At 33.3% G+C, this 20,477-nt stretch carries 19 protein-coding genes and 1 pseudogene; 16 read left to right on the forward strand and 4 right to left on the reverse strand.

All coding sequences use genetic code 11. The features are described from left to right. Nucleotides 1-688: 688 nt before the first annotated feature. From E0I26_RS07460 to E0I26_RS16610, 4 genes are all read right to left on the reverse strand, one after another. On the reverse strand, nt 689-1,492 hold the full coding sequence (locus E0I26_RS07460) for a nucleotidyl transferase AbiEii/AbiGii toxin family protein (RefSeq protein WP_131915861.1): 804 nt from the start codon (nt 1,490-1,492) through the stop codon (nt 689-691). Beyond that, entirely contained in the window at nt 1,489-2,310 is an 822-nt protein-coding gene (locus E0I26_RS07465; protein WP_131915862.1) for a type IV toxin-antitoxin system AbiEi family antitoxin domain-containing protein, read from the reverse strand. Before E0I26_RS07465 ends, E0I26_RS07460 begins: the two co-directional genes overlap by 4 nt. Nucleotides 2,311-2,589: 279 nt before the next feature. Next, on the reverse strand, nt 2,590-3,186 hold the full coding sequence (locus E0I26_RS16605) for a hypothetical protein (protein WP_235831734.1): 597 nt from the start codon (nt 3,184-3,186) through the stop codon (nt 2,590-2,592). Continuing rightward, a complete protein-coding gene (locus tag E0I26_RS16610; protein WP_235831735.1) occupies nt 3,183-3,734 on the reverse strand; it encodes a DEAD/DEAH box helicase in 552 nt (183 codons plus the stop codon). Before E0I26_RS16610 ends, E0I26_RS16605 begins: the two co-directional genes overlap by 4 nt. Before the next feature lie 17 nt (nt 3,735-3,751). Here E0I26_RS16610 and E0I26_RS07475 point away from each other — a divergent pair, with 17 nt between their 5' ends. The 16 genes and pseudogenes from E0I26_RS07475 (at nt 3,752) to E0I26_RS07545 (ending at nt 20,446) form a co-directional block, all read left to right on the forward strand. Next, nucleotides 3,752-4,177: a ubiquitin-activating E1 family protein gene (locus E0I26_RS07475; RefSeq protein ID WP_131915863.1), complete on the forward strand. Its 426-nt coding sequence runs from the start codon at nt 3,752-3,754 to the stop codon at nt 4,175-4,177. A gap of 405 nt (nt 4,178-4,582) precedes the next feature. After that, a complete protein-coding gene (locus E0I26_RS07480; RefSeq protein WP_131915864.1) occupies nt 4,583-4,951 on the forward strand; it encodes a hypothetical protein in 369 nt (122 codons plus the stop codon). A 154-nt stretch (nt 4,952-5,105) separates the two neighbouring features. After that, complete coding sequence (locus E0I26_RS07485; RefSeq protein ID WP_131915865.1) at nt 5,106-6,008, forward strand: DUF3347 domain-containing protein; 903 nt, start codon at nt 5,106-5,108, stop codon at nt 6,006-6,008. A 20-nt stretch (nt 6,009-6,028) separates the two neighbouring features. Next, nucleotides 6,029-7,081, forward strand: a complete 1,053-nt coding sequence (locus E0I26_RS07490) for a YVTN family beta-propeller repeat protein (protein ID WP_131915866.1) — start codon at nt 6,029-6,031, stop codon at nt 7,079-7,081. 43 nt (nt 7,082-7,124) lie between these two features. Further along, nucleotides 7,125-7,859: a DUF3347 domain-containing protein gene (locus tag E0I26_RS07495; protein WP_131915867.1), complete on the forward strand. Its 735-nt coding sequence runs from the start codon at nt 7,125-7,127 to the stop codon at nt 7,857-7,859. Between the two features lies 1 nt (nt 7,860). Further along, nucleotides 7,861-8,331, forward strand: a complete 471-nt coding sequence (locus tag E0I26_RS07500; protein WP_131915868.1) for a heme-binding domain-containing protein — start codon at nt 7,861-7,863, stop codon at nt 8,329-8,331. Between the two features lie 5 nt (nt 8,332-8,336). Continuing rightward, the gene (locus E0I26_RS16660) at nt 8,337-9,635 is read left to right on the forward strand and encodes an efflux RND transporter permease subunit (protein WP_131915869.1); all 1,299 of its coding nucleotides are present in this window, start codon (nt 8,337-8,339) and stop codon (nt 9,633-9,635) included. Then, nucleotides 9,632-11,569 carry an efflux RND transporter permease subunit gene (locus tag E0I26_RS16665; RefSeq protein ID WP_131915870.1) on the forward strand — a complete coding sequence of 646 codons (1,938 nt, stop codon included), beginning with the start codon at nt 9,632-9,634 and terminating at the stop codon, nt 11,567-11,569. Before E0I26_RS16660 ends, E0I26_RS16665 begins: the two co-directional genes overlap by 4 nt. Next, entirely contained in the window at nt 11,556-12,809 is a 1,254-nt protein-coding gene (locus tag E0I26_RS07515) for a TolC family protein (RefSeq protein ID WP_131915871.1), read from the forward strand. Before E0I26_RS16665 ends, E0I26_RS07515 begins: the two co-directional genes overlap by 14 nt. Nucleotides 12,810-12,811: 2 nt before the next feature. Next, the gene (locus tag E0I26_RS07520) at nt 12,812-14,059 is read left to right on the forward strand and encodes an efflux RND transporter periplasmic adaptor subunit (RefSeq protein WP_131915872.1); all 1,248 of its coding nucleotides are present in this window, start codon (nt 12,812-12,814) and stop codon (nt 14,057-14,059) included. 2 nt (nt 14,060-14,061) lie between these two features. Continuing rightward, entirely contained in the window at nt 14,062-15,276 is a 1,215-nt protein-coding gene (locus tag E0I26_RS07525; protein ID WP_131915873.1) for an efflux RND transporter periplasmic adaptor subunit, read from the forward strand. Between the two features lie 37 nt (nt 15,277-15,313). Further along, nucleotides 15,314-15,643, forward strand: a pseudogene (locus tag E0I26_RS16620) (MerC domain-containing protein); the annotation flags it as partial. Nucleotides 15,644-15,712: 69 nt separating this feature from the next. Next, entirely contained in the window at nt 15,713-15,913 is a 201-nt protein-coding gene (locus E0I26_RS16625) for a GDCCVxC domain-containing (seleno)protein (RefSeq protein ID WP_235831740.1), read from the forward strand. A 24-nt stretch (nt 15,914-15,937) separates the two neighbouring features. Next, complete coding sequence (locus E0I26_RS07535; RefSeq protein WP_131915874.1) at nt 15,938-16,648, forward strand: PepSY domain-containing protein; 711 nt, start codon at nt 15,938-15,940, stop codon at nt 16,646-16,648. Nucleotides 16,649-16,673: 25 nt separating this feature from the next. Beyond that, entirely contained in the window at nt 16,674-17,543 is an 870-nt protein-coding gene (locus tag E0I26_RS07540; protein ID WP_131915875.1) for a DUF2911 domain-containing protein, read from the forward strand. A gap of 20 nt (nt 17,544-17,563) precedes the next feature. Next, nucleotides 17,564-20,446 (forward strand): multicopper oxidase domain-containing protein, encoded by a 2,883-nt coding sequence (locus E0I26_RS07545; protein WP_235831736.1) that lies wholly within the window; start codon nt 17,564-17,566, stop codon nt 20,444-20,446. Nucleotides 20,447-20,477: the final 31 nt, after the last annotated feature.

The raw sequence follows: 20,477 nt of genomic DNA on the forward strand, positions 1-20,477 counted from the left end.
TTGATCTTATTATTATAAGCCAATGAATTTTTCATTACTTATTTTGTAATACACTGTAAATCAATTTATTATAATTGTTTTTTTTATTTTTATTACAATTGGTTCGACATGTCCTTTTATGATAGGTAATAGGATTCGAACCTTTTTTAAATGGTTGATTTGTAGTGTTTTATTATGATTTTAAACGCATTAGTACTGTAAAAAAAGCAAATAAAGTTGTCTTTTTATAAAAAAGTAGTTTCAAAAACAATTTAGCATCTAAAATTCGAACCATTAAAAGGGTAAGGAGATTCTACTTTAGCTCAAAATAATCTTTCTTAATAAAAAGTCGTAAAAATCTCAAGCTGTACTATATTTTATCCAAAAAATCGTCACTTTTAGTAACTAGGGATTATACCAATATGTTTTAGCACTTGCTTTAAAACCATAAATAGAGAATAAATTATTCACCTAAGTAGCAGGAACGATATGTTGTCGTATTTTATAATGCCAAACCCTCAATAACTACAGAGGTTGCCTCTAAGAACAAATACGACATTATTTCAATCACATTACTTATATTTGAGTATAAATTAACAAATTGATAAAAAGTAGTTTTTAAAACAAAAATGGAGGTGGTCATTTTGAATTGGAATCAGGTGGTCACTTTAAATTGGAATTAGGTGGTCAATATCACAGGAATTTGCAATTAAACCACCCATTTCTTCAATTGTCTCTGAACCTCTCTTTGTATTTGGTCAAAATCAGGAAGGTCTTTTATTTGGTCGCTCATGGATTTTTGCCATCTTGCTTTGTATTGCGGTAATTTTTGCTCCAACTTTTTATAAAAATCTGCTGGATTAAGTTCTTTGCTTTCACATTTATTTTTGAATTCTGATGTATAAAAATCAATATCCATGCCATGTACTTCGAGTAAATACCATATATCATAGTAATCTCTTGGTTGCATTCGTTGCATTACGCAGCGTAATTTTTCTACTAATAGTTCTTCTAAAGGGTAACACAATAGTTTATATTCTTCTTCGTCTGAATATTCAATTATTGCTTGTTTTATAACTGGTTCAAATTCTAATTTTTCACTTCTTGAAATATCAACTTTCACTTTCTTATTATTTCCAAATCCGCCAAGTGGTCCTACATAACTGATATAGAAATTTATCCCGCCATCTTCATGCTCATTATCATCAATTATCTCTAGTGGAATGTTTGCTTCTTCTTTTACATACTCAAAAGTTTCTTTGAACCATTCGAAAATTTGTTCATTTGTGATATTGTTGTCTAGCAATGTAAAATCTAAATCTTCAGAAAAGCGATAATCTGCAAAATAGATTTTCTTGAGTACGGTTCCGCCTTTGAATACAGTGATTTTTGAAAGTTTTTCGTGCTCCGAAACACCTTTTAATATCCAAGACAATATATAATCCTTTTCGATTTGTTGGTCACGAACTTCAACTTCGCGTGCTTTCTTTTGTATTTCTCCTGGTTTAATCATGTGTAAATGGCTGACTTAATTGTTTCTGTTTCTAAATTTTGTTGAATACTCCATCGGCTTATCATTTTGCCTGATTTGGGTAATTCGGTATCCAATAATACATAGGAAGTTGTTTTTATTTTTAATAGTTCTTGAATAATTCTGTTATCAATTTCCAAGATTTCCAGCAAAAATCCTAATCGTTTAATCACTGCTTGGGATTTGAATTTTATAGCATACTCTAGTAATTTATTGAAATCAATCTTATTTCGAATTTCGTGAATTGCTTTAGCTATTTCTACAATTCCACCTGCATAATCTGGTTTGAATAAACAGTCCACAATAGTTTTTTCTAAATCAGAACAAACGACCTTATCGAAATTATCAATCCACATTTTTTTCTCTCCAAAGAAATGATTTTCATTATGATAAATAAATTGGAAAGTAATATTCTTAACCTTAATTTCGGATGGCCTCATTTGTTTTGAAACTACGATTTGTTCTTTTAGTGATGGTTGGGTTATAAGATTATGAATTTGTAAAGCCGAGTAATAACCAATATAATGTTTTGCATCTTTTACTAAATATTTCGCCATCAAATGCCAATCAGGCATAAAAGTTTCTGCATTTTCTTCATAAGGTATGATATAATAAACACCTTCTTTTAGCCTCATTAGCAGTCCTCTTTTTGTCATATCGCTAAGTAATTTACTAACGGTGTTTTCTTTCGACAAAGGCAAAACTTTTAACGCTTCTTTATATTCAAAACAAATTCTATTCTTTTCATTAAAGTAAGAAAGGATCTCGTTAGATTGAGTTGAAATATTTTTATGTTTCATAGTATAAATATGAGTTTAAAACTCACTGCAATGATACAAAATATAATTATACTGTTAATCATATTTTATATTTAATTTATGTATTGTAGTTGTATAATGAGTTTTAAACTCATTATGTTGATATAAAATATAATTTTTCAATCTGTTTTTCATCAAGCAAGCCTTTCTTCAATCAGATCTTTCCAAATAATAAAACCTTTTCTATCGACTGAATAATCATGGAGTATTCTACTAAAATTATCTGGTGGATTTTCTATAAAAGATTGTCTTCCATCATTTTTAATGGAATTCTAGGTAGTTATCAATTTGTTTTAATTTATCAGGAATTGATTGTTTGTCATTGTCAAAATGCCAAATATAGGTTGCTTCTTCTGTGTTTAGGGTTTCTAAAACGATATGAAATCCTGTTTTTCCTGCTAAAAGAAAGACAAATGAAAATGGATTCAATACAAATCGAATTTTAAGAATCGTCCTTTCGTGATGGTCGGCTAAATAGTGTAAATGTTTTTGATGTTTGTAATTTTGATTCTGCAAAAAATCGTTCAATAATTCATCTCCAGAATCATATAACTTGCTATTATTTTCATTTTGCAATTGATTTATATCGAGTAAATTTTCTTTACCAATAGCATTTGATTTTCCCAAGAAAGTCTTGGTTATAAATTTAAACTTTACGCTTTCAATTAGTTCTTTAGTTATCTTTTTTAGGTCATTAGACAATGCCAATTGCGTAATTAATTTGCCATCTTCAAATTCAGCGTGAATAGTAACAATAATGTTTTTTATTTTGAGTGTCTTGGAGAAATAAGCTTTCAAAACTTCAAATTCCGGTCTCATTTCAATATTTTCAATATCAAATTCAAGTTCTGTTTTCATTTCAGGCACATTGTATTTGAAAGCAATGCGCTTCCGTATCGAAATTCAAGTTTTTCAAATGGAATCGTTATTTTCTGATCAATAATGAAAGTGTTTTTTGAAACATTAATTTCCTCTTCGGATTCATCAAATAAGGTGGCTAGTCTATCTATTTTTCTGTAATAGATATTTCTTTTCAGAAACATTTTGTTTAAGTAATCAATCTTGATGTCGCGATAGTCATAAATAGTTGGAGTTATTTCCGATCGTTGGACTCTACCGATATATTGAATCAATTTGCCTTCAAAAGAAAATGGGTAAACAAGAAAAAGACAATTGGCGTTCTGCAAATCAGCTCCTTCGCCAAAGAATTGTCCGGTTGTGATTAGTACTTGATAATTTCCTTCCTTTAGTAATTTCCATTTTGAGTTTTTGGCACTTTCAGAATCTTCTCCACTTAAAGTAATTGCTTCGTAAGTCTGCTTTAAATATTGATAAAGTGAGTCAATGTGTTCTTTACGTTCGGTAATAATAACGATTTTCTTGTCTGACCAATCAAGGCAGGGCAAACATTTACATCAGTTGTGTGGATACCGTTTCGGCACGTTTTGACATTGCAACTGCCTTGATGGATGGAATAACATATAGCAATTGGGAACGCAATAAATCTTTATATTGGTTGGACATAGGCAACGCCCGAAATACTGGACAAGGTATTCTTTCCACTATAGGGGTAATCAAACAACCAAATTCAAATCTATACAGGACTGTCTCCAATCTTCCAATGGTTACCGATGAATTTAAGGAACTGCTCGAAGCGCAGACCGAAAACAATGAGCCGAGTTGTTCACTTGCCGAGGCATTGGAAAAGCAAGATTTATTTATCAATTCAGCACTTGCCAACATGGGGGCATCGTTGCTGTGGAAACTTTTCCGTGAAGGGATGACACAGCATAGAGGCTTTTTCCTAAATCTTGCCAATTTCAAATCAGAACCGATAGCGGTGGGCTGATGCCCGCCGCCCCGCAATTGTCCTTCCTGCGTCAGGACAGTTGCGGGGCGAACTAAGCGGTGAAGTCACTCGCACTAAACATGCCCCGCCTACTGTTGCGACAGTTGACGCAAGCGACTGCGATCTTGTTTTTATTGTTATTAACTCTGACCTTTGAAATAAGCCGAAATAAAACCAATCTCATGATTTGCAGAAAATATTGTAGATAACCACTTAAAAAGTATGTGAAATAATTCTGACTTGCCTAAATAGTTACCTACAATGATGGCATTACTTAGTAAAATCCAAATAAAGCCAGTAACTGTAGAAAGCGTATACTATTGCTGGATGTAATTTAACGATTTTAACAAATGTTTAGTGATGAATTAATATTTTTTAGCTAAATTTGATTATATTTCTGTTTAGATGAAAAAGTTTCACATTTTATTAATCGTTGTACTTGGTTTCTTCTTGATGCCAATGTCGGGTTTTGCGTGTGAAAATAATTCATCGAAACATTCTTCTTCAAAAGAGACTTCCTCAAAAATGGATAAAGATGATTGTTGTAAAGACGATAGTCATTCAAAAACTAAAAACCACGAAGGTTGCGGAGGAAAATGCAGCCATTCTAAATGTGGTTGTGCTTCTTCTTGCAACACATCTGTTTCTATTAATGAATTGAATTTTAATAGAAATAGTTTTAATTTTTTTTCAGAAAAACAAAATTTTTACAATTACGAAACCTCCATTTCTTCTGGTTTCAATTCTTTATGGCTTATACCAAAAATAGGCTGAATTTTAAATTTGATAGCCATAATTGTGTCAAATCAAAAGCAATTATTGCTTTAAAATCATTTGCTTTCTCAGTTAATTTCATTTTCAAAAGGGTGGCTTTGTTGTGCTGTCATTTTGTTCTTGTTTAACTAATTCAATTTAAAATTATTTTACAATGAAATCACTAAAAAAAACAGTGATGACAATAGCACTATTGTTATCATTCGTGGTATCCAATGCGCAAATCAAAAACGCTAAAACCGAAACCGTAAAAATATTCGGGAATTGCGGAATGTGCGAAACCTCCATAGAAAAAGCAGGAAGTCTCAAAAAAAATGCCAATGTTGATTGGAATAAAGACACCAAAATGGCTACGCTTACTTATGATGCTAAAAAAACCAATCAGGATGAAATCTTAAAGCGTATAGCTTTGGCAGGATATGATAGTGAAAAATTTCTTGCTCCAGATGATGTATATAACAATCTTCATGGCTGTTGTCAATATGATAGAGAGACAAAAGTTGCAGTAAAAACCGAAATTAAATCAGACCCGAGCGATAGCGAAAAGGCGAAGCAAATGGCAACTATGGAAAATCATAGCGCTCACGCCAATCAATCAGAAACTCAAAAAATAGAACAAGCAACTCAAAATCAATTAAAACCAGTATTTGATAATTACTTTTTATTGAAAGATGCTTTAGTAAAAACGGATAGCAAAACAACTTCAATGCAATCTAAAAAATTGCGTTCTGCAATCAATGAAATAAAAATGGAAACATTGAAAATGGAAGAGCATATGGTTTGGATGAAAGTAATGAATCAACTGAAAGAAGATGCCAAACATATTTCCGAAACACAAGATGTAAAACATCAAAGAGATTATTTTATGACTTTATCAAAAAACATGTATGAACTTCTGAAAGTTTCAAAAGTGGAAACGCCAATTTATTATCAGTTTTGCCCAATGGCAAATGGTGGTAAAGGTGCCAATTGGTTGAGCAAAGAAAATACCATTAAAAATCCATATTATGGTTCACAAATGTTGAGTTGTGGCAAGACAGTAGAAACAATAAAATAATAAAATTAAAACTTTAAAAAATGAGGAATATATTTTTTACCGCATCAATAATTGGAGTAATACTTTTATCATCTTGTAATAAAGATGATAGTATGGATATGACAAATGCAGCATTAAACGTTAATTATCCAGCAGCGTATGTTGTCAATGGTGAAGATGCAACAATTTCAGTAATCAAATTATCAACTAATGAAGTTACAGGAACTATTCCATTGATGGGAACCGGTACAGATATGATAATGTGGCCACACCATATTTCTTCACATTCAAATCATCTTGCAATTGGAGTTCCGGGAATGGATTTAAGCGCAGGACACGCAGTAACAGGAACTATGTCGGGGAAACTTGTTGTTATTGATGCGACAACTGGTTCAATTGTTAAAAACATTGGTTTACCTGTAATGAACCACAATACTATTTATTCTCCAAATGGTACAGAAATTTGGGTGCCTCAAATGGATATGAATGGAAAAGTATTGGTGTATGACGCTACAACTTATGCGCTGAAAAGTACAATTACTGTAGGTATGATGCCAGCAGAATTAACTTTCTCTTCGGACGGGACAAAAGCCTATGTTGCTAATGGCGATGATGATAACGTTTCAGTAATCAATGTAGCATCAAAATCAGTAGTTGCAACGGTTACAGTTGGTAACAATCCTGTTGGAGCTTGGACTGGTACAGATGGTAAAATGTATGTTGACAACGAAGACGGACAATCTATTTCTGTTATAAATGTAGCTACAAATGCCGTTGACCAAACTATTGTTTTAGGATTTATGCCCGGAATTGCCTCACACAACGGAACAAAAAGCGAATTATGGGTTTCTGATCCAATGAATGGAAAAGTACATTATTGGACTTGGGATGCTGGTATGATGATGTGGATGCACGGTGGCGCTTTTAATACGGGTGCTGGTGCTCACGCAATTTCGTTCACTATGGACGGAAGCACTGCTTATGTGACCAATCAAACAGCAAATACAGTTTCTGTTGTAAATGTTACCAATCATACGGTTGCTAAAACAATCAGTGTTGGTAAAAAACCAAATGGTGTTGTAATAAAAATGTAAACTTTAAAATATCTAAAAATAACAATTAATAAATTTAAAAAAAATGAAAAATCTAATCCTTTCAGCCATAGCAATGGTATTTGTACTAGTTTCTTGTAACCAAAAAAACAAAGAAGCTCAAACCAGTAATTCTGAAACGACCGAAACTGCTTCACAATTGTATGCGTGTTCTATGCATCCCGAAGTAACAGGGAAAAAAGGAAAAAAATGTTCAAAATGTGGTATGGAATTAACCGAACCAGTTGTACAAAATGAAGCAGCTCATGATCATACTGATGGTAGTCATAGTCACGATGATGCAACAACAGTTGAAGTTAATACTGAAGCTACATCGGTTACCCAAACAACATTTTCTACAAATGAAATAATTTCTGATTATTTAAAACTAAAAAACGCACTCACAAAAGACGATACAAAAGGAGCAGCCAATGCGGGTAAAGCATTATATGCAACTTTCAATAAAGTCAATACCAATACAATAGATCCAAAATTGAAAACAGAATATATTGATATTGCTGATGATGCTAAAGAACACGCAGAACACATTGGCGATAATGTTGGAAAAATTGACCACCAAAGAGAACATTTTGCGATGTTGAGTAAAGATGTGAATGATTTGATAAAAATATTTGGAGCAAAACAAAAACTATATCAAGACTTTTGTCCTATGTATAATGAAGGAAAAGGTGCTATTTGGATAAGTGAAAGCAAAGAAATAAAAAATCCTTACTACGGTTCGAAAATGCTTACTTGTGGTTCTATGAAAAAACAATTATAAAATGAAAAAAATCATCAAGAAAATACTCATAATTGGGTTTGTTATTTTTTTGTTGATGCAGTTACATCAACCTGCTCGTAATGAAAGTTATGAGCAGGAATTAGCTGCAAATTTTACAAAAATGTACAATGTTCCTAAAAATGTTGAAACTATTTTACGGACATCTTGCTACGATTGTCACAGTAACAATACTAATTATCCATTATATTCTTACATTCAGCCAGCACGGTTTTTTATGGAAAATCATATTAAAGATGGAAAGAAAGATTTGAACTTTAATGGATTCGGAAACTACTCCAAGCGAAAACAAGAAAACAAATTAGAAGCTATCATCAAACAAATAAAATCTGATGAAATGCCCTTAGCGTCCTACACGCTACTTCATAAAAATGCAATAGTAACACCTGCTCAAAAAGAGGAAGTAATCAATTGGATAAATAAAACAAAAGATAGTCTTTCATTAGAAAACTAAACATTATGGTAGAAAAATTAATATCATTTTCACTAAAAAATAGATTTGTTGTTCTTCTCGTCTCAGCTTGCTTATTAGCTTGGGGTATTTATAGCGTACAACAAAACCCCATAGATGCCATTCCGGATTTGTCCGAGAATCAAGTTATTGTATTTACAGAATGGATGGGAAGAAGTCCACAGGTTATAGAAGCACAAGTAACCTATCCTTTGGTTTCAAACCTGCAAGGAATACCAAAAGTTAAAAATATTCGCGGTGCATCTATGTTTGGGATGAGCTTCGTATATATCATCTTTGAAGATAATGTAGATGTGTATTGGGCAAGAACTCGAGTGTTGGAACGGTTGAATTATGCCCAACGATTATTACCTCAAAATGTAGTGCCCACATTAGGACCAGATGGAACTGGAGTTGGCCATGTTTTTTGGTATCATTTAGAGGCTAACGGTATGGACTTGGGAGAACAAAGAGCTTTACAAGATTGGTACGTGAAATTTGCATTACAAACTGTTCCCGGCGTGGCTGAAGTAGCATCATTTGGGGGTTTTGAAAAACAGTACCAATTAGTGTTAGATCCCTTGAAAATGCAGTACTACAATGTGAGTATGATGGAAGTGATGAATGCAGTCAAAGCAAATAACAATGATGTTGGTGGTCGAAAATTTGAGATGAGTAATATGTCTTACATAGTAAGAGGTTTAGGGTACATAAAAAACATAAAAGATGTAGAAGACATTGCTATTAAAAATTATAATTCCGTTCCAGTAAAAGTAAAAGACATTGGCTCCATACAAATGGGTGGAGATTTACGCTTGGGAATTTTTGACGAAAATGGAACAGGTGAAGTTGTAGGAGGAATTGTAGTCATGCGTTATGGTGAAAATGCAGATAAAGTTATAAAAGCTGTAAAAGAAAAAATGAAAGAAGTTGAAAAAGGATTGCCTGAAGGCGTTACTTTTAAAACGTCTTATGACAGAAGTGAATTGATAGAAAAAGCAATCGCATCGGTTAAAGGAACTTTAATAGAAGAAATGATTGTTGTTTCAATTGTTATACTACTTTTTCTTTTTCATTGGAGAAGTGCTTTAATTATTTTAATACAATTACCTATATCTGTGGCTATTGGCTTTATTTTGCTTGAAGCATTTGGTATATCATCTAATATCATGTCATTAACGGGGATTGCATTAGCTATAGGTGTTGTCGTCGATGACGGAATTGTAATGGTGGAAAATGCGTATAGGACAATTTCGGAGAAACAGGAAGAGATGGAGAGTAATCAAAATAATTCGGAAATAAAATGAATGATAAAATAAAAAATATATTCAAAAAAGAACATGACCCCTTATCTTCTGAAGAAAAGTTACAACTTATAGAAAAATCTTCAAAATTAGTTGGTCCAGGTGTCTTTTATTCAACACTCATTGTGATAGCTTCCTTTTTACCTGTATTTCTTCTCACGGGTATGGAAGGTAAATTATTCAGCCCATTGGCTTGGACAAAATCGTTTATACTTATAGTAGATGCTTTTTTAGCCATTACCCTTACTCCAGTTCTAATTAGTTTTCTGCTTAAAGGCAAACTTCGTCCAGAAAACAAAAATCCAATTAATAAAAAACTGGAAAGCATATATACTCCTATTTTAATTTTTTGTTTAAAATGGAGGAAAACAGTATTAGGTATTAATATAATTGCGCTCCTGATTGGTGTTTTAATGTTTACCCGTTTAGGTACAGAATTTATGCCACCTTTAGATGAAGGTTCTGTGCTTTTTATGCCTGTAACATTGCCAGACGTATCCAATTCTGAGGTAAAAAGAATTTTACAAGTGCAAGATAAATTGATAAAATCGATACCCGAAGTGGCTCATGTTTTAGGAAAAGCCGGACGCGCTAATACAGCAACCGACAATAGTCCAATAAGCATGATTGAAACGATTGTTTTACTAAAACCCCAACACGAATGGAGAGAAGACAAAACGAAAGCCGATATTGTTAATGAAATAAATAATAAACTTCAAATTCCAGGAGTTACGAATGGTTTTACACAGCCCATCATTAATAGGATTAATATGCTTTCTACTGGTATTAGAACCGATGTAGGAATAAAGATTTACGGAGCAAGTTTAGACACTATCAATGTTTTATCTCAAAAAATAAAAAAAGCCCTCGAGGGTACTTCTGGCGTGAAAGATTTATATGCGGAACCGATTACTGGCGGAAAGTACATCGATATCGAAGCAAAAAGAGAGGCCATAGGCAGATACGGACTTACAATAGATGATGTAAACAATGTGGTGGAAGCGTCTATTGGTGGAATGAAACTCACCACAACTATAGAAGGAAGACAACGATTTTCTGTAAATGCAAGATATGCTCAAGAATACAGAAATAGTATTGAGGCGTTAAAAAAACTCCAAGTGCAAACAATGGAGTTTGGTCCTATTCCATTAGAAACCGTAGCCGATGTAAAAATAAGCGATGGTCCTCCAATGATAAATAGCGAAAATGCAATGCTAAGAGGCAGTGTACTGTTTAATGTACGAGAGCGTGATCTAGGAAGTACGGTAAAAGAAGCGCAAAAAAAATTGAATGCAATGATCACTAAAATGCCAAAAGGCTATTATGTGGAGTGGAGCGGACAGTGGGAAAACCAAATCAGAGCCAATAAAACATTAAGCATGATTTTACCTATAGTTGTTATCATTATTTTCCTTATTCTGTACTTCACCTATCATTCTATGAAAGAAGCACTGATTACAATGATAACCGTACCGTTTGCTTTGATTGGAGGGATTTTTATGGTCTATTTTTATGGAATAAATTTATCCGTAGCCGTTGCAGTTGGTTTTATAGCACTATTTGGAATGGCAATCGAAACCGCTATGTTAATGACTATTTATTTGAATGAAGCAATGAATAAAATGGTAGAAAAACACGGGAACAGTGCAGCAACAATTACAGAAGCAATTTTGAAACAGTACATTATTGACGGTTCAGCCAAAAGGTTGAGACCAAAATTGATGACCGTTTCCGTTTCGTTATTTGGATTAATCCCTATTCTTTGGGCAACAGGAACGGGTGCCGATGTGATGCTGCCAATTACGGTTCCACTCATTGGGGGTACAATTACCTCAACAATTTATGTATTATTAGTAACCCCTATAGTTTTTGAGATGGTGAAACTTCGAGAATTAAAAACAAAAGGCAAAATAGAACTTATAGATGTTAAAGAATAACTATTATATCGCAATAAGCTGTTTGATTTTAAGTACTGCTAATATGGTGGCGCAAACACTTTCGTTGGATGCTGTTTTGACGAATATCAAAACAAATAATCCACAACTAAAAATGTATGATGCTGATATTCAAAGTATGGATGCAGCTGCAAAAGGCGCCAAAAGTTGGATGGCTCCACAAGTGGAAACGGGTTTTTTTATGACGCCTTACAATAGTAAATTATGGAAAGCCGATGAAATGGGACCAGGTATGGGATCTTACATGGTTGGTGTTACACAAATGATACCGAATGCTAGAAAACTTAAGTCTGATTTCAATTACATGAATGCAATGTCATCTGTTGAAAAAGAAAATAAAGGGTATACGATTAATCAATTAAAGGCACTGGCAAAAACGAATTATTACCAATGGCTGGTATTAAATAAAAAAATAAAAATTGCGGATGATAATTTATTGCTCTTAGACTATATGATAAAAAGTATGGAAATACGCTATCAGTATAATATGGATAAATTGCCAACCTATTACAAAGCAAAATCGCAATACGGTGCATTACAAAGTATGATTGTAATGTTGCAAAACGATATTTCCCAGAAGCGAATTATGCTAAATACCTTGATGGCTAGAGATAAAAACACTTTGTTTGAAATAGATGAAACCTATAAATTAAATGATTTTGATGCCATAAAAGCAGATACAACTTCACTTTCCCAAAACCGAAGTGATGTTAAAGCTATTGAAAAAACAATGGTATTAAATCAATTAAAAATTGAAACCGAAAAAGCAAAATTATTACCAGAATTTGGTGTCAAATATGACCATATGTTTGCCTTTGGAGAACAGCCAAAACAATTCTCTTTAATGGGAATGATTACTATTCCAATGCCTTGGTCAACAAAAATGAATAAAGCCAATATCAACAGTTTTAAAATCAAGAATGAAGGTCTCAACTGGCAAAAGCAAATGATTTTGAATGAAGCAGCAGGAATGATTTCGGGTATGAATACAGAATTGATAAACCTAAAAAAACAATATGATATTGCTGAAAAAAATATCATTCCTGCCTTAAAACGAAACTATGATACTGCAATATTGGCTTGGCAGAATAATACGGGAGATCTGTTTGTAGTATTGGATGCTTGGGAAGCATTAAATATGGCACAAATTGATGTTCTGGATAAATTACAAAATATTTTAAGTACACAAGTAGAAATTGAAAAACAACTAGAAATCAAATAATTATGAATAAATATTTAAAATATAGTTTAATTTTAATCGTAATTTCTAGTATAGGATTTGCTGTCTATTTCTTTGTCATAAAATCAGGGAATCATTCGGAGAATTCACATCAAATGGAAGTTTATACTTGTTCTATGCATCCCGAAATTATTAGAGATAAACCCGGAAACTGTCCTATTTGCGGAATGACTTTAGTAAAAAAAATAACAGAAAGCCAAGCTGAGGAAGACAATTCTATTGACAATCTTTTGAAACCTACTGATAATTTTATCGTCGGGAATTATCAAACTACAACAGCTAAAGACACGACATTAAGCAGTGAGATAAACTTACCTGGAATAGTATCTTACGATCCAAATTCATCAGTAAATATTGCTGCTCGAATAAGTGGAAGAATAGAAAAAATGTATGTCAATTATAAGTACCAAAAAGTAGCTAAAGGACAGAAATTATTTGATTTATACAGCCCTGAATTATTGACAGAACAGCAAAATTTTATTTATTTAATTTCCAATGATTCCGATAATACATCAATTATTAAAGCCTCAAAGCAAAAATTATTGCTTTATGGAATGACTAAAAATCAGATAAATTCATTGTCTTCTTCCAAAAAAGTAAATCCTCAAGTTTCAATTTACAGTCCAGCTTCTGGAATTATTCAAGGAACAGAAAAAATGGATAATACAAGCAATTCGACGATGCAAAGTGCAAGTAACAATACCGAAATATTAAATATAAAAGAAGGTAACTATATAAAAAAGGGAGAAGTAGTTTTTAAATTAGTAAATACAGATAAAGTATGGGGTATCTTTAATGTTAGTCAAGGGTACAATAGTCTAATCAAAACCAATCAAACTATCAAAATTGCTACAGAATTAGACAAAAATGAATTCATTGATGCACAAATAAATTTTATTGAAACTCAATTTAATCCAGCAGATAAATCCAATAGAATTAGGGTATACCTAAACAACAATAAACTGAAATTCCCCATAGGTCTGCGATTACAAGGAATTGTGAAAACAAATTCAATACAAGGGGTTTGGTTGCAAAAACAAGCATTAGTGAGTATTGGCAACAAGAAAATAGTTTTTATAAAGAAGAATAATGGCTTTAAAGCAACTGCAATAAAAGCAGGAATTGAAATGGATGATTTTATTCAAATTATCAGTGGAATTTCCGTTGAAGATACCCTTGCTAAAAATGCACAATATTTAATTGATAGCGAAAGCTTTATTAAAACCGAATAATTATGAAAACGATAAAAATAATAGGCATTCTATCAATACTACTTACTTTATGTATAGCTTGTAATACTAAAAACAAAGAAGACCATAGCAAACATAAAAGTAAAGAAACTATTTTTTACACTTGTTCTATGGACCCTCAAATAAAGGAGGATAAGCCTGGGAAATGTCCCATTTGTCATATGGAGTTAACTCCAATAAAAAGTGACGACACAGCTGCAAATGAGATAAGCTTGAGTAAACAGCAGCTACAATTGGGGAACATCACCACGCAAACTGTTGCAGAAACTCAAAGCAGTTTAGAGCAAAATTATACAGGGGTTTTAACAATTAATCAAGAAAAAATCAACACCATTTCTGCTAGAGCAATGGGGCGAATTGAAAAGTTATACTTCAAAACGGTTGGTGATTATGTTGCTAAAAACGAACCAATATATCAATTGTATAGTGAAGATATTGCCATAGCCAAACAAGATTACTTCACAGCATACAAACAACTTACCATGCCAGGTGGTTTTGGAAAAAATGCACGTACGATGCTCATTGCTGCCAAACAAAAACTATTATTCTTTGGTTTATCCAATGCCCAAATTGAAACTATAAAATCGAGTAAAGAAATTTCTCCGTACACTATTTTCTATAGTAACAGCAGTGGAACTATCTCGGAGATAATAGCAACAGAAGGCAGTTATGCAATGGAGGGTGCTGGTATAATTAAATTGGCAAATTTAAATAGTCTTTGGCTCGAAACACAGGTGAATATAAATTATGCAAAAAGCATGCACCTTGGACAAAACGCCAAAGTTTCATTTACTGATTATCCTGATAAAACTATAATTGCAAAAATTTCATTTATCAATCCTGAAATAAATCCAGATACCAGACTGCTTTTAATTCGAATGGAAATACCTAATCAAAATTTGCTGTTAAAACCCGGGATGCAGGCAATTGCAAAATTGACACAATCCAATATAAAAGGGATATTCATACCTACAGATGCTGTAATCAGGGAAGAAAATGCTTCTTATATTTGGATTGAAAAAAGACCGGGAGTATTTGAAAGCCTAATGGTGGAAACAGGAGCAGAAACCAATGGGATGATTGAAATTAAATCAGAAATGGATATAACCAAAAAAGTAGTCATTACTGGAGCGTATGCCATAAACAGCGAATATAAATTCCGCAAAGGAAGTGACCCCATGGAGGGGATGGATATGTAAGGATTAGAAAAAAAATTAAATTATGGAATTAACAAATATGGAATTAAAATTGAACATTGATAAATTAGGTACAATTGGACTTTTCTTCACAGCACTATTATCACCTTGCTGTTTTCCTCTTTTTGCATTCGGAGCTTCTGCTTTAGGATTGGGTAGTTTTGAGTTGTTTGGTGGATGGACCATGTGGATTTTTCAGGCAATGATTTTAATCTCAATCGTAGGTTTAATCATTTCTTATCAAAAACATCGTTCTCTTTATCCCCTATTGTTTGCTATTCCAAGTGCAATACTCATTTTGTATGGGTATTATTTTAGCAGTAATTTTTACTTTATCTACATCGGTATGTTTGGCTTGTTAATTGCGACCGGAGTCAATTATTACAGGAATAAATCACATGGCACTTGCGAAACTTGCACTATATACAACGGTAAATCAGTGGAACTAAAATCAACTTTGATTTGTCCCAATTGTGGACATAAAAAAGACGAAATAATGCCTACAGATGCTTGTCAATTCTTTTATGAATGCGAGAATTGTAAGGTCATATTAAAACCCAAACAAGGCGATTGTTGTGTTTATTGTAGTTATGGTACAGTAAAATGTCCATCAATACAGGCGGGTGAAAGTTGTTGTTAATGCCAATCTAAATAAACAATCTAAATGATTAAAGGAAAAAAAGCAAAATGGATTAGAAAATCCCATCGATATTTAGGAATATTTTTAGGCCTTCAATTCTTAATGTGGACTATTAGCGGTCTGTATTTTAGTTGGTCTAATATTGATGACATTCATGGAATGCAATTTCATAAAAAAGGAATTGCTCAGGAGTCGTTTTCGGGTTTAATAAGTCCTTCCCTTCTTCATCCTTCGATAGCCATTCGATCTATTGAATTAAGAGAAATTAATAAGACCCCTTTTTATTGGGTTAATGACAAGATGCTTTATAATGCCAAAACAGGAAAATTAAAAAATGGTATCTCTAAAGAAGAAGCGTTGTCAATTGCAGATAAAAATATTGTATCAGGTTTAAAAGTAAAAGAAATACAACTTATTAAGGAAGTAGGGAAACACCATGAATATAGAGAGCATTTACTACCTGCCTATGTTATTTCATACCAAGAACCGAATAATTTAAAGGTCTATATTTCGGCAAATGATGGAGCTTTTCAAACGATCAGACATAGAGATTGGCGATGGTTTGACTTTTTATGGATGACCCATACTATGGATTATGAAGATAGAGACAATATGAATAATATTGTTTTGCGACTATTTTCTTTATTAGGGTTAATAACCGTTTTAAGTGGTTTTTTACTTTGGTATACCTCATCACCTACCATTAGAAAAATTTGGAGAAAAATAAAAAAATAATAAAATCAATTTAAAATTAAAAACCATGAAAAAAGTAATTCTAATACATTTCTTTATTTTACAAGCTTTAGTAATTTCGGCACAAGAAAAAGTTCAAATAAAACTAACTTCTGCAAGTCCATCTGCATCATTTGAACAAGAATTGGGTAGCACAATAATCAAAGTTTCTTACAGCAGACCACTAGCAAGAGGCAGAAAAATATTTGGTGAATTAGTGCCTTTTGAAAAACTCTGGCGAACTGGCGCTAGTGATTGTACTTCAATAACTACCAACGAAGATATTGTATTTGGAAATACTACTTTAAAAATGGGTAGTTACTCAATATTCACAATACCTTCTAAAAAGGAGTGGACAATAATTGTAAATACAGATACAACATTACACGGCGAAACTGGATATGATGCCAAAAAAGATGTTTTTCGTTTTACAGTTCCAGTGGAAAGCATACCCAATTTTTATGAAACATTTACAATCGAAATAAATGACATTAATAACAAAGGGGAGGGATTTCTAAAAATAATATGGGAAAATTCGATGGTGAAAATTCCATTGAAAAGTAAAGTAGATGAAAATATTTTAGCAGTAATAGATAAAAACATCATTAAAGAAAAAACCCTTGATGCTAATTTATTATTTCAAGCCGCAAACTATTATTACAGTACAAACAGAGATTCCAAACAAGCAATAGCTTGGCTTATTGAAGCCGAGAAATTAGATCCAGAAAATTTTTATTATCCTAATTTAAGACAAAAAATAGCAACGGAACTAAAAGACTATCCAAGTGCAATTGAAGCAGGTAAAAAAGCTTTATCAATAGCAGAATTTAAAAAAATGAAAAGTGTAGAATCACTCAAAAAACAAATTTTAGAGTTGGAGTTACTATTGAAAAAATAAATCAATTTTAAACTAAAAAAATGAAAAGAATAATAGTATTAACATTCATTCTCGCTATTTATTCCTTTGCACAAGCACAGGATATGAAAGGGATGGATATGTCAAAAAAAGAAAAGGCACAAAAGGTGCAGCCCACAACGTACACCTGCCCAATGCACCCCGAAATTCACGCTGACAAGCCAGGGAAATGCCCTAAATGTGGAATGACATTGATAAAGGAAAAAGCGAAATCGGTTAAGAAATCGATAGTTAAAAAGCATGATGAAATCCAAATGCCCTTGAAAAAGACTTCTAAAAAGAAGGACGACATGGACAATATGAAAACGGATAATAATAAGGTGGCATCCGTAACGTATACCTGCCCAATGCATCCCGAAATTCACGCTGACAAGCCAGGAAAATGCCTTAAATGTGGAATGACATTGATAAAGGAAAAGTCAAAGCCGAAAGCAAGTGCAAAACCAAAAGCGGCTACTCCTGTTAAAAAGGAAACACCTGAAAAAGCTAAATCTTCCTCTACAGATAAAGTCGACACGGATAAGGGCCATGATATGAAAAACATGGAAAAGGTAACAGTAAATCATCCCGTAAAAAAAAGAGTGATAAAAGATGAGCCGCCAAAAGTAGTCAGGTACGATTTATATGTTCGGGATACAGTGGTAAATTTTTCAGGAAAATCAAGAAGAGCGATAGCAGTAAATGGTCAGATACCAATGCCTACGTTGACCTTTACTGAAGGTGATACCGCAGAGATTTATGTCCATAACGAACTCAATGAGGAAACATCGTTACATTGGCATGGTTTGTTTTTACCCAATAAAGAAGACGGTGTGCCTAACCTTACCCAAATGCCAATAAAGCCACACAGTACTTACAAATATTCTTTTCCAATCAGGCAGCACGGGACACATTGGTATCATAGCCATTCTGGTTTGCAGGAACAAATCGGGATGTATGGATCTTTTGTGATGAATAAAAGAAACTCCGATCCGAATTTTCGGGAGGGAATAGATGATCTTCCAACAATTCCGATTGTGTTAAGCGAATGGACCGATATCAACCCGGAGAATGTCCATAGGATGTTACACAATGCCTCAGATTGGTTTGCAATAAAAAAAGGCACAACACAAAGTTATGGCGAAGCCATAAAACAAGGGTACTTCAAAACAAAGGTTATCAATGAATGGAAACGAATGAACGCCATGGATGTGAGCGACGTTTATTACGAGAAATTTTTAATCAATGGAAAAAATGAGACCCAGCTTTCGCAGTTTAAATCTGGTGATAAAGTAAGATTACGCGTGGCTAATGGAGGTGCATCCAGCAATTTTTGGCTTACGTTTGCCGGAGGAAAAATTACTGTTGTCGCAAGTGACGGTAATGATGTTGAGCCTGTTGAGGTAGACCGTTTACTTATTGCGGTTTCTGAAACCTATGACGTTGTCCTGACCATTCCTGCAGAGAAAACATCCTATGAGTTTTTAGCCACACCAGAAGACCGGACAAAATCGGCATCTTTATATATAGGCACTGGCGTTAAACAGTTAGTATCCCCTTTGCCAAAACTCAAATATTTTGAAGGGATGAAAATGATGAACGACATGATGAAAATGAACGGTGATTTAGACGATATGGGAATGCAGATGAGCCTCAATCAAATGGATATGAATGTAGTAATGTATCCGGAAATAACAGGTGAGCTAAAGAAAAAAGGCGACGATAAAATGCCGGGTATGAATATGGAGGGAGATAAAATGGATGGAATGGAGATGAATAAAGAGGAAATGAAAGATAAGGATATAGACAAGGAGAAAAAAGAGGGTATGAATATGGGCGACCATAAAATGCACGGCATGGACAATCAATATGATTCTAATGCACTTTCTGATATTACTACATTAAATTATGCCATGCTCAAATCGCCAACAAAAACCAATCTTCCAAAAGATGCACCGGTAAAAGAGTTGAAGTTTGAACTAACAGGAAATATGAACCGCTACGTTTGGAGTCTGGATAATAAAGTAGTTTCGGAAGCCGATAAAATCTTAATTAAAAAAGGAGAAAATGTACGCCTGATAATTCACAACAATTCTATGATGCGACACCCAATGCACTTGCACGGACATGACTTTAGGGTGATCAACGGACAAGAAGATTATGCACCATTGAAAAATATCATTGATATCATGCCAATGGAAACGGATACGTTAGAATTTGCAGCAACCGAAAGTGGTGATTGGTTTTTTCATTGTCATATTTTGTATCACATGATGAGCGGAATGGGCAGGGTTTTTAGTTACGAAAATTCACCTGCAAATCCAGAAATACCAAACCCTAAATTAGCACAACGCAAATTATTTGCAGACGATAGAAAATTTCATTTTATGGCAGAAAATGATTTTGCCACAAACGGAAACGATGGAGAAGCGATGTATCAAAGCACACGATGGAGTATTGGTACTGAATGGCGTTTAGGTTACAAAGAACACCACGGTTATGAAACTGAAACTCATATTGGTAGATACATTGATAAAATGCAATGGTTAATGCCTTTTATTGGTTTTGACTGGAGATCTAGAAGAATGGGAATAGACGAGCAAGAAAGAAATCTTTTCGGTCAAACCAATACCAAAGACAAAAGAGCTGTTTTTAGTGCAGGGGTTAATTATACTTTACCAATGCTTATAATGGCACAAGTCGAAGTATTCACCGATGGAAATGTACGTTTACAGTTTGAACGAAAAGATATTCCAGTTTCTAAAAGACTACGAATGAGCTTAATGTGGAATACCGACAAAGAATATATGGCTGGTTTAAAATACATTGTGAAAAGAAACTTTGGATTTACAACCCACTATGATAGTGATATGGGATTTGGATTCGGTGGTACTTTTAATTATTAAAATTTTTTATTTAAGGTTAATGTTGAAGATG

Source organism: Flavobacterium rhamnosiphilum, from assembly GCF_004349195.1.
GTDB lineage: Bacteria > Bacteroidota > Bacteroidia > Flavobacteriales > Flavobacteriaceae > Flavobacterium > Flavobacterium rhamnosiphilum.